Annotated in this window: 13 protein-coding genes and 1 pseudogene; 5 read left to right on the top strand and 9 right to left on the bottom strand. The window is 48.5% G+C overall.

Going from position 1 to position 13423, the window contains the following annotated elements; genetic code table 11:
• Positions 1-135 precede the first annotated feature (135 nt).
• Positions 136-1038: a DMT family transporter gene (locus JC200_RS00405; protein WP_274432756.1), complete on the bottom strand. Its 903-nt coding sequence runs from the start codon at positions 1036-1038 to the stop codon at positions 136-138.
• Between the two features lie 145 nt (positions 1039-1183).
• Between JC200_RS00405 and JC200_RS00400 the strand changes: the two genes are divergently transcribed.
• Positions 1184-1747, top strand: coding sequence for a bifunctional transcriptional activator/DNA repair enzyme AdaA (locus JC200_RS00400; RefSeq protein WP_274432755.1), 564 nt, complete (start codon positions 1184-1186; stop codon positions 1745-1747).
• A gap of 2 nt (positions 1748-1749) precedes the next feature.
• Complete coding sequence (locus JC200_RS00395; protein WP_274434226.1) at positions 1750-2283, top strand: methylated-DNA--[protein]-cysteine S-methyltransferase; 534 nt, start codon at positions 1750-1752, stop codon at positions 2281-2283.
• Between the two features lie 769 nt (positions 2284-3052).
• On the opposite strand, the pseudogene JC200_RS00390 reads toward JC200_RS00395, so the two are convergent.
• The 3 genes and pseudogenes from JC200_RS00390 to JC200_RS00380 all read right to left on the bottom strand — a co-directional run bounded on the left by JC200_RS00390 (position 3053) and on the right by JC200_RS00380 (position 4865).
• Positions 3053-3517, bottom strand: a pseudogene (locus tag JC200_RS00390) (DinB family protein).
• 588 nt (positions 3518-4105) lie between these two features.
• Entirely contained in the window at positions 4106-4516 is a 411-nt protein-coding gene (locus tag JC200_RS00385; protein WP_274434225.1) for a type II toxin-antitoxin system HicB family antitoxin, read from the bottom strand.
• A 196-nt stretch (positions 4517-4712) separates the two neighbouring features.
• On the bottom strand, positions 4713-4865 hold the full coding sequence (locus JC200_RS00380; protein WP_274434224.1) for a hypothetical protein: 153 nt from the start codon (positions 4863-4865) through the stop codon (positions 4713-4715).
• Positions 4866-5102: 237 nt separating this feature from the next.
• Here JC200_RS00380 and JC200_RS00375 point away from each other — a divergent pair, with 237 nt between their 5' ends.
• Complete coding sequence (locus JC200_RS00375) at positions 5103-5207, top strand: DUF5348 domain-containing protein (RefSeq protein ID WP_274434223.1); 105 nt, start codon at positions 5103-5105, stop codon at positions 5205-5207.
• Positions 5208-6118: 911 nt separating this feature from the next.
• Here JC200_RS00375 and JC200_RS00370 read toward each other — a convergent pair.
• The 5 genes from JC200_RS00370 to JC200_RS00350 all read right to left on the bottom strand — a co-directional run bounded on the left by JC200_RS00370 (position 6119) and on the right by JC200_RS00350 (position 10845).
• Entirely contained in the window at positions 6119-7051 is a 933-nt protein-coding gene (locus JC200_RS00370) for a hypothetical protein (protein ID WP_274434222.1), read from the bottom strand.
• A 122-nt stretch (positions 7052-7173) separates the two neighbouring features.
• Positions 7174-7602 (bottom strand): HIT family protein, encoded by a 429-nt coding sequence (locus JC200_RS00365; protein ID WP_274434221.1) that lies wholly within the window; start codon positions 7600-7602, stop codon positions 7174-7176.
• A gap of 157 nt (positions 7603-7759) precedes the next feature.
• Positions 7760-8176 carry a hypothetical protein gene (locus tag JC200_RS00360; protein WP_274434220.1) on the bottom strand — a complete coding sequence of 139 codons (417 nt, stop codon included), beginning with the start codon at positions 8174-8176 and terminating at the stop codon, positions 7760-7762.
• Between the two features lie 449 nt (positions 8177-8625).
• Positions 8626-9573, bottom strand: a complete 948-nt coding sequence (locus tag JC200_RS00355) for a protein kinase family protein (protein WP_274434219.1) — start codon at positions 9571-9573, stop codon at positions 8626-8628.
• A gap of 411 nt (positions 9574-9984) precedes the next feature.
• Positions 9985-10845, bottom strand: coding sequence for a GNAT family N-acetyltransferase (locus JC200_RS00350; RefSeq protein WP_274434218.1), 861 nt, complete (start codon positions 10843-10845; stop codon positions 9985-9987).
• Between the two features lie 578 nt (positions 10846-11423).
• Here JC200_RS00350 and JC200_RS00345 point away from each other — a divergent pair.
• The gene (locus JC200_RS00345; RefSeq protein ID WP_274434217.1) at positions 11424-12455 is read left to right on the top strand and encodes an ATP-binding cassette domain-containing protein; all 1032 of its coding nucleotides are present in this window, start codon (positions 11424-11426) and stop codon (positions 12453-12455) included.
• The gene (locus JC200_RS00340; protein ID WP_274434216.1) at positions 12452-13267 is read left to right on the top strand and encodes an ABC transporter permease; all 816 of its coding nucleotides are present in this window, start codon (positions 12452-12454) and stop codon (positions 13265-13267) included. Before JC200_RS00345 ends, JC200_RS00340 begins: the two co-directional genes overlap by 4 nt.
• Positions 13268-13423: the final 156 nt, after the last annotated feature.

The raw sequence follows: 13423 nt of genomic DNA, 5'->3' as shown, positions 1-13423 counted from the left end.
CATGCGGCGACGGTTGCTCCATTGCTGCTCAACTTACGCCCCCGTTAGCGACAGAACGTTTTCTGTACTTATCACACCGTAGGATAAGTGTTCCTCAACAGGGTGCATCATTTGAAAACCTCCAATAAATCGAGATTAAGAGATTTTCGATGATATTGAACGATTGCTCTGCGGCTTCTTGAGGCGAACATTGGCAACAAGCGCCACACTCGCCAAGATGATGAGCAGCCCAATGATAAGCCGGATTGTAATCGCTTCCCCAAGGAATAGTCCGCCCCAAATCACTCCGAACACCGGCACTAAAAACGTGACAGTCAATGTTTTCACTGGGCCAACACTGTGGATTAAAGCGAAATAGAACAGATAGGCGACTGCCGTACAGAGTATGGCCAACCCAAGAACAGAAAAAATGACGATTTTGGAGGGCATGGTGTGCGGAAGCACTGCGAGACTGAACGGTATCAGCAGAAGACTGGCGGCCAACTGTTGACCAATCGCCATGTCCATCGGTTTTTCCCCTTTGAAATGCTTGGAAGAAAAGACACCTGCGATCCCGTAGAAAACCGCCGCAAGCAGGGAGAATGAAACCGATATCCAAAGTTGCGAACCGCGCGCGCCGGAATCCCAGCCGACCAAAATGCCAACTCCGACAATGCCCATGACGACGCCAGAAAACTTCTTTAACGTAAACGGTTCCTTGGTCCATAGCCATGCCACTATCGCCGTAAACATAGGTGTGGTTGCATTTAGGGTAGCCGCCAAACCCGCGTCAAGGCGAAGCTCAGCGTATGAAATCAACGTGAACGGAATCGCAGCGTTGGTCGCGCCGAGCACGAAATACTGCCACCACTTATGAAGGATGCGAATTCGGTGTCTGGTTACCAGTGCAAAAATCACGAGCGTGATGGCGGCAAAAAGGACACGTAGTTCAATGAGGACAAGAGGCCCTAAAACCGGTGCGCCGATGCGCATAAATAGGAAGGATCCGCCCCACAAGGCGGCTAAAATCAATAGCATGATTATGTCTCTTACTTTCATAGATGTTCCTCCTCGAATTGATGACTTCATCATCTGTTGTAACAGTTGACCCGCTTCTTGGCTTTCGTAATCTTGTCGTCTCATCCGACTGGCCTTATCACGCTTCAGAAGGGGTACTATACTAAAGGCAGAGGGGGGAACGCATGTGCTGGATGAACAGTGGAATGCCATCATTCATTGCGATTCGTCCTGTGATGGACAATTCTTTTACGCGGTGAAGACAACAGGAATTTTCTGTAGACCGTCCTGTAAGTCCAGAGAACCGAAGAAGGACAATGTCCTTGTTTTCATGACCGTGGACGCAGCCATCGAAGCCGGGTTTCGCGCCTGCAAGCGTTGTCGGCCGGATCAGTTTCGCTGGCCAGCGGAGGAACTCGTGCATAGGACAAAGGAATACATTGAGGCCCATTACAGTGAACCGCTCACGCTCGGCGGAATTTCGAAGGCGTTACACATCAATCAGTATCATTTGCACCATGTTTTCAAGCGGATGGCAGGTTTGACGCCTGCGGAATATTTACTGCATAAACGATTGACGGAAGCCAATGAGTTACTCGAGGATACAGACCTGAATGTGACCGAAGTTGCAGTGTCTGTAGGATTCATAAGTGCATCTCACTTTTCAACCGTGTTCCGTAAGCAATTCGGACAATCACCTTCTGTGTATCGAAGTTCGATTCAAAATTCTAATGTCTCGAAGGGGGTATAGCAATGGCTGAACGAGTTTACTGGGGCACCGTAAAGTTCAAGGAATGTATTTTGTACCTCGTTGCAACAGATCTGGGGTTGGCGTTGGTTTCTTGGCCAGACGAGTCTTTTGAAGCTGTCGAAGACTTTGTTCAAAATCGTCTGCCTGGGCGTGTGCTGACCCGCGATCCGTTGAAAGTGAAAGCCTACAAGGATGCTTTGCATCAATATTTAGAGTACGGACGTGTAGATATTCACGAATTGCCGCTAGATTTACAAGGAACGGATTTTCAAATCGCGGTTTGGCAAGCACTAATTGACATCCCTGCTGGACAAACAAGAACCTACAGCGATATCGCCGAAAGAATCGGTCGACAAGATGCCGTGAGGGCTGTTGCCCATGCCATTGGCGTTAATCCGATCCCGTTTCTTATCCCGTGCCATCGCGTAATTGGGAAGGACGGTAATTTGACGGGTTACCGGGGAGGGCTGCTATTGAAAGAGAGCTTGCTGCAGTTGGAAGGCTTCTTACCAAAAGAACCCGAGTACTACCTATGAAATGGGGCAACATATACTGTAAATATACAGACGCCAAATATCGTTCCATTTGCTCCCCCCTTATCGTACTCTTCTGCCCGATAGGTCAATAGCAAAGCGTCCCACTCAATCATCTTTCCAGGTAGATTACGGAGACCTTTTGTCCCCGCAAATGGAACTGCAGTTTTACAGACTGTGCTTCCTATTGAGAAGGATTCTCGTCAATTCGTAAGCGAACCACACGGATAAACAACTGCAAAAGACAACGCATACAAGAAATTCGTTCCGCGATAGAACGAGCATGTTATGAGACTCAGTAAATAACGACTGGTTCAAATGATTGTAACGGATAGAGAATTTTGCACTCATCCATACTTGGTGAAAGCCGTTACCGATGAACGAAAAACATGCAATCAGCAATATGGGGAAAAGAGGCTTTGCAAAATGAGACGCATCCCTCCATCTGGGGTTTACTATTAACACCACTAAACTGCACGACAGAGAGAACACGATAAACAAAATCACCCACGGCATGTTTTCTTCGCCCGCCTTTCACCTCGACACCTGCATAGACCAACTGTCGCACTCTTCTGCCCGCTAACGACATAACCCAGAAAATCCCTTGGTGAATATTAATGTACGGATGAGAGCAAATCCTTCTTCCAGATAAGCCGCCGGTTTATCCCACATACTCAGTTACTTAGACAACATGAAACCCGTACATCCAACGACAAGGGTCACAACAATAATGGCTGAGTCAAGGACTGTTGAGTTCGTCGTATATGCGGCGCTAAGAATCCACAGTTCGTATATGAGACCAACAATCCATACAAATTTGATGTATCATGGCTGTGACATTTCCTCGATGATACGTTCCATGCGTTACGACATGCATTACCATTTCAGACAAACTTGTTTCTCGCTTGCCCTCCCATGGGATATTTAGCCACATTAACTCATGTGGGTTTGCCTTTAGAGATAAAGTTTCCTTATATGTTTCAGATAAGGTTTGAAACATTGCGTCGATTTCATCAATGTTCTTTCCCTTTCCACTTGCCTTTTCAACGTCTAAAGCTTCGGGCATGTCCATACCAGAAATGATGTAGAACCACAGCTAGTCAACGGTATACACATGGGAGATCACGCTGGATATCGAAGGGAAAACACTTTTGATTTCGCGGTGAAAGACCTCAGAAGGCAGTTGCTTCAATCGCTCCAGCAGCGTTTTGTTTGCCCAAGCATGGTAGTTGTACATTTCCAGCATGTTCATCTTAGTCCCTCAATTGTAATTAGAATTTTACCAACCCGGACAGTCTTACCAGTCAATTATCTGATGGATTTGTCGTCGACGAATGTTTATGTAAACCACAAACGACAACACTTCCTCAGGTTAAGCCCCCGTTAGTTTGAAACGAACAGCACCATCTATTTCAGGGTTTCTGGTTCTCTAAGCCACATGCTCACTACCATGCCACATTTGATACAGGCTATGATAGTCATTCCTGAATTCTTGGCGAAGTAGGGACGCCTAGTTTGTCTGGGCATTTCATTAACGTGTCCCTGCAATATCCCGTGAACAAATTCAGTGCTACCACAGTTTGAACACGACTCTGGGTCACGATGATCCATTTTTCATCCCCCCCGTAAAAACACGTTCCTGCCCTTTAGTCCCACATGGATTGTCTATGCGCGGCTGTATATTCATACGGAGCTGAGCGGATTTCATTATGGGATTTTATCTGCCATGGGTGGAACAAAGACAAGAATTTCAACCTGAACCCGCTATTTCTAGCCATCACAAGCGACCACTAACTCGACATGACAGTTGAACGAATCGCCATTTTCATCCGGCCACGGTTGCTGCCATCTCATCCTGTGCGGGACCTTGCATGCTTGTAGGTCCCACCGAACGCGCAAGCTGATAAAGCATGTACTGATTAAGACTTACACCCTCCAACTTTGCTCTGGCAGCCAAATCACGTTGAAGCGATTTTGGCAAACGCAAAAGAAATTTGCTGGGTTCGGTATCACTTAAGTCAATTGGTTCAGGAATTTCAATACCATCCTGCAGTGCGCTGTCTAACCAGCAACGCTTTGCATCTTGAATCATATTCATCAATTCAGGTAGCGACTCCGCTTGCGTAATGCAGGCGGGTAACTCGTTTATCTTTGCTACATAGCTCCCTGATTGGGGATCCGGAATCACCGTGATGGCATATGGCAATGACATATAATAATCCAAATCCTTCTCCATCAAATCCACCCCTTTTGGCTGAGGATTTCTATAGCTTGCTTCACGTAAACTTCTTTCACGTGGTTCCCGTGACGAGGAACATCGCCCTGCCCAGAACGATATCGTATATGATATTATAACGTGTGGAAATGTGAATTACCACCATACGGTCCTTCTTGTGTTATCCTGCCATTTAGCTACGGAAGGTGTGGTTACCTCATTCTAATTTCAAATCGTATTCAGGTGGGGATTCCACCTGAATTGTGACCAATCTGTACCCGCTGCGTGAGAGCGAAACGCTCTTGGCGATGGTTCGTTCGCTGAGACCAGCTTGTGCGTGCAGCCTCAAAATTTGGTGAATCTTGCGCATTGGTGACCTCTCCCTAGGCAACGGCGACGACAACTCCTCTCTCCGGAATGTAACTAGATTGCAGATAACGGAGGCGACAGACGTCAAAACAAGTGGTTGTGATTTTCCGGAATGGCTGGCCGTGACTTTCCGGAACAAGTGGCTGCAATTAACGGGAATCGGTGGCCGCGAATTTCCGGAATGGGTGGCTACTTTCATCCGGAATACGCATCAACCGGGTGATTCAGGGGGACTCTCATGAAGCTCAAGGAGGCAAGGCTGGACTACGATGGGGAACTGCAACGCTGGGTAGTGGAAGGAGACGGCGAATGGTATGGCCTGCACTGCGGGGACGCATATTAATTACGCATGGACAAAGATCAGATTGTCAGACTAGAAGTGGTCCGCTCATGGTACGTCATTGCCGACGGTGTACCCCTTGGTCTTATCGAGGGAAGAACCTACAGAGTCAACATCGACGTCTAGTCTAAAATCTACGAGCACTGGGGAAGGGGAAACTCTTCCCCCTCTTTGTCTGAGGCAGTGGACAATCACGCCGTCAATTCGCGGACAACTTACACCGTCAAGCCTCGGTCACTATGCTCCGTCACTAACAATAGGGATTCCGTTGTGAGCATTTGTCTTTGGTACTCTATTTTGTAGAGCCCAAGCTTGTGGAGCATGTAGACATTAGCGTGATCGTCCTTGCATCCGAAATTCTTCGTTGCAGACCTCCGGTGGTGAGGGAGGTTGGCTGCCTGGTTGTAGCGGTACTGGTTGCGTCTTTCTACAACGTCTGCCATTGCAAATGCTCTGGAATCCTTAGACAGGCTGCGTTTGAAAGTTGAATTGTTTTGCGACTCGGTTTGGTGAGAACTCGCTCTTTCCCCTTCTTCCATCGTCGAATGTTGAAGCCAGAAAATCGCATCCGGTGTCTGCGTGCGTGAGGAGAGTTTTCTCGGTCGGCATTGCCAAGCTCAACTTGTCCTGTAGGAAACTCGGCCAGTTGGGGACCTGACGCCTTTGAAACTCGGGCCCCGCTTCTTATTCGCAACTGTGATTGTCTGTATGGTGATGGAGAAACCGACGGTCCCTATGGTTCAACATGGCGGGATGCTCAAGGTGTCCGAGTTTTGACGAACCGCGCGTCTGGTGTGCCACAATGTGTGCAAATGACAAGTTACACTCCCTCCTCTCCGTTTAACTTAAGTTTCCTGACCATTAATGGGATTTTTGGAGGACGATCCGGGCTATGTAGTCATGGGGTCAACAAGTCACGATGTAATCTTCACCGAAGGTCTAAGGACAAGTTGATAAGCCTTGTGGGAACCTCCACTCCATACGGCTGGAGGAAAGTCAACGAAATAAATTTTTGAACCACTTGCGAAGTACACACGATTCCCGATGGCATATGGGTCCTGACCCAGAGGCTTCGTGATCGTGCTTTTGAGTGTAATGGATTTCCCAGTTGAAAAGTTGGTGATTCTCGTATAGTCGTTCACAGTGCTATTCCCTGGTCCACTTAGAACGAACCACTGCAACACCATTGCAGACGGAGTAATGAATTCCTGCTGTTGTGTTTCCATCCCGATAGACTGCTTGAAGGCGACCTGCCTGGTTTTGAGATTGATGACAACCGCTTCTCCACCGAAATCTGCGGTTGTCATATTTGGAGCAGGCTCACCGATATTCAAATAGAGATAGTTCCCGCTCAATTGCCAATCCATGAGGTACTTTAGTGACTTGCTGTCGTCCGCATAAATGACACCTTTGCTCCCATGACTGGTCAAAGTGATTTGCAGTGGGTTTACGGTTCTCTTTCCGGACGACGCCTGAATGGTCCCGTATGTGGAACGCAATTCGCTATTCGTTGCAGTTTGTTGGATTGATGGCAAAGATGTGAGAGTACTGGGTTTCACAGACAGCGTAAGTACATCGCCTTGAATTTGACCGTGGTAAGAATGTCCCGCTCCTATTGTTTCCGTGACACTGTTGCCTAATTCCGTGCCATTTTGGTTGACCGCGGGCGAGTTTCCAGATGCGGCGCTGGTCGTGGTCACATGATTGGTAGTGTTTGTGCTAACGACGGTGTCGTGAGTTACCTTCGATCCTGCGTCATGATTGTTGCTGTTCGACCCACACCCAGCCAGAATACCGACTGTGGTCAGGGCCAGTCCAGCGACTGCGAATTGCCTATAGTGCTTCATTCTTAATGCCCCTCCCCCGCGTACAACAATTTGACGTAATCGCTCCGTGTTTGGTTACGTCAAATTGATTTAAAAAATCACACAACTAGTCAAGGATATTAGTTTATCGGTGATTTTCCTCTTTAATGACAAATGTTTTTCATCACAGTATTGTACTGCCGGCATAACCCACATTTCACCGGGATACTTCCAGACTGGATAAGGCTTCGTTCTTCTGGCTCCCAGTCGTATCTCGGGAAGACATGAGCATGCAGAAATTCATCCGAGTTTCCGTAAATGGAATAATTCAAACGGCGTGGACTGCACACAAACTGAACGGCTTCGCCCAACAAACTCATGTCTCGTAGAAAATTTGTCCTGCCTTGCAAGCTCAGGTCCTCAAGAGAATTGACTTCTGGATACGCTAATAGAACGCAATATCCAGGAAGGAACTGCGTATCACCAATCACAGCATAGCCACTTTTCATACGGGCAAGAATCATAGGGTTTTCATGGTTTTCAATGGCACTGAATCGGTCCTTCTTCCAGTCGGTTTGCAGCAAAATCCCCACTTTCCAGCGGTACTCTACTTGCAGATTGCTGGCCCGATAATGACAGACCTCAGAAATTTCTCTGGTGAATAGTCATATACCGCCGTGAGCAAATCTGTCTGCGAGATAAGCCAGTTTGCTTAAGGGACCTACGCAAACAGCCTGCCCCCAAAGGCTGTCATTTAGGAGGGGATGTCACTGTTGCCCCTTCGGTGATGCGTTGAATCAACCACAGGGGGCTCTTCGTGGCGGTGAGCGGTGGAGCGAGCCAAAGCGTAATAGGTATATTTTTAGATCCGAATGTTACAACCTCGTAAGTGCTATATCCAGTCCCAGTACTTTCCTCCTTCGTACCCGCCTTCACATACTTTCTGACTGCCTTCAACTCATTACGTGTAAAGCTGTCCTTGGTTTGCGGAGTCATTAGTTCTCTCACGCTGTATAGGCTATTGTTGTTTACCGCTTGTTCAAACATCAGAGATACGTTGGTTGGGCTAGTTGGCTTGAACACATCAGACCCGGGTTTATAAGTAATGATCCAAAAACCACCAACACCGATTACCACGCCCAATAAAACCCACAAAATGTCTTTCATTGAAGTCCCCCGCTTTCGTCTCTTGGCATACCTACGTCTTCATTTACACTGGCATCCACACAATTAGTGACAATCCAGATGCTACAAACTACATCATGTCAGGACTCGAGGTCAAATGCGACCAACGCCTATCCATCTCAGCCCTCCTCAACGGAGATTCGTATGATGAGCACGAGTTCCTCACTCAACCAGATTAACAAAATTAGGAGACTTGTTATGTAGAATAGGCTCGGACCAGGCCACCGGCCAAGGGGCAGGTGGACACCCGAGATCTTCCCCGAACTGGACTTGCGTCTCTCAACGAATCCCGCTCTCCACCTGAGTAGTCTTAGGATGCAAGATGGTTCGGACTGACCCCACGCCTTTAATTTGTAGTTTTGGACATGGCAACCCTTTGGCGACGGAACTTAATCGTGAATGCTAAGGCACCTCCATGTTACTGGCGTGGGTTACATGGATGGTGCAACTGATTTCCGTTCGAACTCAATTGCTTCGGAGAGCCTTTGAATCTCCTCTACAGGGAATGGCGTAGCTTTGCTATCCACACGCAATTCGGTGTAGAAATCATTTAGGACCGCTGCGATTGGAGCATATTTATTGATGATATTCCCTGCTACACAGCCCACTTCTGCTGTTGGGTCGTACCCATTAGCACACCGACGTATGAAGTCAATACGGTCTCTTCGGTCCATTAGTCCAAGCAAACCCGCAACAAGCCAATTTACAAGGTGCGTCACTACGTAACACTCGTCGTGAGCCTTGTTCAATTCAAAAAACGCCCGTTCGGAATCGGACAGTTCAAATCGAGTCGACATGACGAGACCAAAGTCTGTGATGTAAATGCGACGTCCGTCGGTTAGAATATTCTCGAAGTGAACATCGAAGTGGAGTAAGTCCTGCGAATTCATGAACGATACAACAGACCTCGCCTGGGAATCCACCATCGCGAAGGCTGAATTGGCTTTATCTGTCCCCGCTGTGACTTGCTCATTCATCCAGTCATGAAGGTTATGGGGTATGTACTCGCAGAACAGTGCAATACTGTCTGTTGATTGTTCACTTGCCACGATACGATTTCCCACAGCCTCAGAATCCCAAAATTCCACCATGTGCGAGATATCCATAAATTCTTCAGACAGTGGCATGCGCATATTGGGCAACACCCGCCAGTGATACATCAAGGGAAAACCTTCGCACTGTCCTGTCAGCACCCAGTTGGTTGTCATGATGTGTGCGACCACTTCACGCCAAACGCCACCTGGAGGAGAGCCAATACCATAGTGACAATACGGTGGCAGATCGAACACGTTTCGAGTGGACATGACATTCTCAGTACGTTTTTCTAACTCCGTCAGTGGTATTATCTTCACAAAAATTGGCGTGTCTTCAAGCTGCATGAACACCGATGTACCACCGATGCCGGTGTACAGAATCGAACCATTTGCCACTCGCTCCTGAAGTCGTTGATTACTGAGCAAGGCTAAATTCGTAGACGCGTCCGCGTAGCGAGCAAGACGAGTTTCATGAGATACAAGTAGCCCTGTTGCGGAAGATATCATCGGCGCAAATGTCCTTTCGGTCCAAACTGACGTTGACTTGCTTCTAAGCATAAGTCTATCAGCTTAGATACGAGGTAAACCTTATTTCGCTTACCGGTATATACCGAGCGATTGATGATTTTGTCGTTCGCGTCGCCGAGGAACATTTGTCTGTGGAGTGCGTTACAGATTGGCTTTTAAGTCATATCGATGGCAGGTGCTTCAGGCGTTAGCGCACCACAGTAACTGCGGCATCGGCTCTAACATAAATCACCCGAATACTTGAGCAGCAATTGCGAATAGCTGTCCGCTCCGCGGTGGCAGTTCATCGCCATTCAAGAGCATGATTGGGGGCTGACTAACCAATTCAAATCCGCACCGAACCAACATAGACGTAAATTGAGTTTGTTCTTGAGGAACATCTATCCGAATCGTGTTGGAATTGTTTGTTGCGAGTTGTTCTAGTAGTTGCATAGCAAGTTTAGCGTCGGGTGCAACAATAGGACCGACAAGAAGGTTGACCGTTCCTTGAATTGACAGCGCATATCCGACTACTCTCCCAGTTGTGTTCTTGGCAAGGATTATTTGGTTTGCTTGCTTTATGCGAGCAATCAAAAAGGTGTCTCGTTTCGCTCCAACAGCAACTTGGTCCAGGTCAATGATTTGCGACAGGTTGCGATCATGGAATCGCTCCAAGATAAATTCGTTCGTATCAAGATTCATCGGCCTTTGGAACGAGTCACATAAGAGTTTCTGAACACTGTTAACTGACCTAAATCCCAACCGTTCATACATTGGTATTCCCTCAGCCGTTGCAATGAGCATGATAGGTACTGAACTGGGAAGTGACTGTACGCATTTCATTGTGACTGTTTTGCCTAACCCAAGTCGTCTGTAATGTGGATGAACAATCACCATGCCAAGTGACGCCAAATTTTTGTTATACGGGACAATGGCTGCAGATGCGGCGACTTTGCCGCTCACTGTCTTGTAACCATAAATCATGCCAGATTCCATGATGGTTTTGATCTCTGATTCATCATAGTCCCATCCAACGCTATCAGACAATTGAATCAGCTGGGGGATATCCCTCTCATTCAAGATAGCCAAAGACAAATCGTTTTGGACCAAGCAGATATCCCTCGTTTCCATGACGCCCCAACGACGTACTGACATCGTATGACTAGAGTGTCTCACTCTATTGACCAACTTGTCGTGCAACTATTTATTAATCCTGCAATGGAGTGACTGCGCATCTCTACGCGCCGTTAGTCTGGCTAGTCATCTTGCTGTCGTACTACATTGTTTATCGTATCACATAGCGTCGTACACCCATCATTCCGGAATGTGTTTTTCTCCAGAAGGGAACTCCGAGCAACCTTAAGCTCGCGCATTTCACATCTTCACCTAAAAACAGAGTAATCCAGTCTCCAACTAAAGTCGGATACAAAGTCCCCCTGTGGGTGGATTCCTGATGACATTATTTTGGCTACCCTATTACTAGCCTTTCCATGTCACGTAGACATTTTCTGTCGAAATGGCAATAGTGGGAGGAATTAGTACTCATGAGCGGTTTGGCGTATTGTTTTGGCTGGGTATTAGCAACGACCCGCTGTAACGACCCGCCGTGCAAGCTCGACTGTTCATGTTCAGTTCACAATAATGCACTATGTTGTAAAAGACTTCATGACACAGGAAGGACTGAGTTTATGGATGGGTTCATCGCAAATACCCAAAGAAGTCTTCACGAAAACCTTGCCGTGGAAGCCCAAGGCCTAGTCAAGCATTTTGCGACAAATCGGGCAGTTGAGGGTGTGGATTTGGCAGTGCCAACCGGGGCCATATACGGTGTCCTAGGGCCAAATGGTGCGGGTAAGACGACGACGATTCGGATGCTGGCCACGTTACTGCGTCCTGACGCCGGGTTTGCTCGGATTTTTGGTCACGATGTCGTGCGTGAACCTCAGGTCGTTCGACAGTTAATTGGCGTTACCGGACAGTATGCGTCTGTGGATGAGACATTGTCTGCCATGGAGAACCTGGTGCTGTTTGGCCGCCTACTCGGATTCAGTCACGCTGATGCACGCCGCAAGGCGCAAGACCTGCTGGAAGAATTCGACCTCATGGACGCGGCGAAGCGGCCCCTGAAGAAGTTCTCCGGCGGCATGCGGCGGCGGTTGGACTTGGCCGCAAGTCTAATTGCTCAACCGCCGCTCATCTTCCTTGATGAGCCGACAACCGGCCTCGATCCACGCACCCGGTCACAAATGTGGGACACCATCCGCCGGTTAGTAAAAACGGGATCAACCGTGTTATTGACCACACAATACCTCGATGAGGCGGACCAACTAGCCGATCGTGTTGCCGTCATCGACCGCGGCAAGGTCATTGCCGAAGGGACGGTAGATGAGTTGAAGGCATCGGTAGGCACATCCTCCCTTCATCTACGTGTCGAAAACTCGGAGGATATACTGAAGGTCTGTCAACTCGTGCAAAGGACACTGCGGGTGGAGGCCAGCTTCTCCGCCAACACTGGAAAAATCACTGCACCTATGGCCAAAGCCGACAGGGTTACCGACCTTCTCATCGCACTTCGTCAAGAAGGCGTTGCCCTTGCGGAAGTCAGTGTGCAAAAGCCGACATTGGATGAGGTGTTTCTGACCATTACAGGCCATGGCGTCGAGGATGGAGACACCACACCAGAGACGGATTTGATTGAAGTCGGGGGGGTAAAAGCATGAGCGGGGTCATGATTACGCCAGGGACGGCGCGCGTTCTGAAAAACCACACCAGTCTGCGCCAGTCGATAGCCAACTCGCTGACCATGGCGTATAGAGGTCTGCTGAAATTCCGCCGTACTCCAGAACAGCTTTTTGATGTCGTCTTTCAGCCGATTGTCTTCACCTTGATGTTCACGTACATTTTCGGTGGTGCAATTTCCGGAAACGTAAAGAGTTATCTACCCGTCATCATTCCGGGGATTCTGGTGCAGACCGTGATTACCACTTCCATTGTCACAGGCGTGCAACTCCGTGAGGACATGGAAAAGGGCGTATTCGACAGGTTCAAGTCACTCCCCATCGCACGCATCTCACCACTGGCTGGGGCTCTGCTTGCCGACACCATCCGCTACACCATCGCCACCGTGTTGACCTTTGTCATGGGCTACATCATGGGCTATCGCCCATCTGGCGGTCTTGGAGATGTCGCCATCGCGGGGATTCTCGTCATCGTTTGTTCGTGGGCCATCAGTTGGATTTTCGCGTTTTTCGGTGTCATCGCCAGGACTGCATCCAGTGTGCAAGGAATTGCAATGCTCATCCTGTTCCCCTTGACGTTCCTGTCCAACGCCTACGTGCCCGTCAGCACGATGCCAAAATGGCTTCAAGGGTTCGTCAACATCAATCCTGTCTCTCACCTAGTGAGCGCTGTGCGTGATCTGACAAACTCAGGGACCGTCGGGTCCGATCTCATTCTCTCCCTGTTGGGTGCCGCAATTATCGTCGCAGTCTTTGCTCCTTTGACCGTGAAAGCGTATATGCGCCGGGCGTAATGTCCGGTGCACCGTGACATCACGTGGCAAGCGACTGCGTGATGTCACGGTGCGTCGCTGTCTACTGATGTTAGGAAACAGTTTGTCGTTCCTTTATCAAACGCGCCGTAAAACCCCTTGCTTTAGGCATGGGGAGTGGTCACCTGATCTCGTAGT

This window comes from Alicyclobacillus sp. ALC3 (assembly GCF_028751195.1).
In the GTDB taxonomy this organism is placed as follows: domain Bacteria; phylum Bacillota; class Bacilli; order Alicyclobacillales; family Alicyclobacillaceae; genus Alicyclobacillus_L.
This window is presented reverse-complemented; position numbering and strand designations above follow the sequence as displayed.

Bases quoted from the DNA above. Each gene is read 5' to 3' on its own strand.
- JC200_RS00360 (WP_274434220.1), bottom strand. From the start codon at position 8,176: ATGAAAGACATTTTGTGGGTTTTATTGGGCGTGGTAATCGGTGTTGGT.
- JC200_RS00405 (WP_274432756.1), bottom strand. From the start codon at position 1,038: ATGAAAGTAAGAGACATAATCATGCTATTGATTTTAGCCGCCTTGTGG.
- JC200_RS00375 (WP_274434223.1), top strand. From the start codon at position 5,103: ATGAAGCTCAAGGAGGCAAGGCTGGACTACGATGGGGAACTGCAACGC.
- JC200_RS00340 (WP_274434216.1), top strand. From the start codon at position 12,452: ATGAGCGGGGTCATGATTACGCCAGGGACGGCGCGCGTTCTGAAAAAC.
- JC200_RS00385 (WP_274434225.1), bottom strand. From the start codon at position 4,516: ATGGAGAAGGATTTGGATTATTATATGTCATTGCCATATGCCATCACG.
- JC200_RS00370 (WP_274434222.1), bottom strand. From the start codon at position 7,051: ATGAAGCACTATAGGCAATTCGCAGTCGCTGGACTGGCCCTGACCACA.
- JC200_RS00380 (WP_274434224.1), bottom strand. From the start codon at position 4,865: ATGCGCAAGATTCACCAAATTTTGAGGCTGCACGCACAAGCTGGTCTC.
- JC200_RS00355 (WP_274434219.1), bottom strand. From the start codon at position 9,573: ATGCAGCTTGAAGACACGCCAATTTTTGTGAAGATAATACCACTGACG.
- JC200_RS00345 (WP_274434217.1), top strand. From the start codon at position 11,424: ATGGATGGGTTCATCGCAAATACCCAAAGAAGTCTTCACGAAAACCTT.
- JC200_RS00395 (WP_274434226.1), top strand. From the start codon at position 1,750: ATGGCTGAACGAGTTTACTGGGGCACCGTAAAGTTCAAGGAATGTATT.